Source organism: Flavonifractor sp. An306 (assembly GCF_002159455.1).
In the GTDB taxonomy this organism is placed as follows: Bacteria; Bacillota; Clostridia; order Oscillospirales; family Oscillospiraceae; genus Flavonifractor.
Genome location: NZ_NFIQ01000246.1, coordinates 1 through 667 on the forward strand (window position 1 = coordinate 1; position 667 = coordinate 667).

The following is a 667-nucleotide window of genomic DNA, read 5'->3' on the forward strand; positions in this document are numbered from 1 at the left end:
AGGTGATCTCATCTCCTTCCTGCTGCAGGGCAAGAAGAAAGCCGAGGACATTCTCATCCATGTCCCCGGCCTGTGCCTGCTGGCTTTTTTCTGTTGTCAGATCCAAATGACGCAGTTCTTCCCGAATCAGCCCCCGGATGGCGGACAGTAGGGCGTCCTGTTCATGGGCCTTACAGACCATCCTGCACACGGTGTCTGTCCGCTGCCCCGCTGGGATGGAACTCAAGATGCGCCAGGCTTCCCGCTGCTGGGGCGATGTCAGAGAAAAAGAAAGGTTGAGCCGCCGCTTACCCGCCATGGCCGACACCCCGCGACATCTGCCCCACAAGGCGCTCATATCCTTTGGCATTCAAGGATACGTCATCCAGGATAAGCGGGCGGCACAGGCCGTCTGTGGCCGAAAGGTGGCGTTTTAAGAGCGCCGCTCCGCCACCCAGAAAGATGGTGGGCATGGCTCGGATGTCCAAGCCGCTCTCCGTGACTGCCGAGAGCAGGTTTCTGGCGTACTTGCCTGCCTGGGCGTGGATGACCGCCCTGATTCGCTCATCCATCCCGCCCGAGCTGCCCCGCAGGGCGCTCTCGATCTGAGCGGTAGTCATGGACAGCCCAAACAACCGGCGCACCTGTTCGCTGATTTCATCGATACAGCGGATCATGCCCAGTTCCA

General features: G+C 60.1%; 1 protein-coding gene and 1 pseudogene. Both read right to left on the minus strand.

The window, feature by feature from the left end:
- Nucleotides 1-298: hypothetical protein (locus B5F88_RS21685; protein WP_242959909.1), on the minus strand; the 298-nt coding region annotated here is incomplete at its 3' end.
- Nucleotides 288-667: pseudogene (locus tag B5F88_RS19920) on the minus strand (plasmid segregation actin-type ATPase ParM); the annotation flags it as partial. The pseudogene B5F88_RS19920 and the gene B5F88_RS21685, both read right to left, overlap by 11 nt.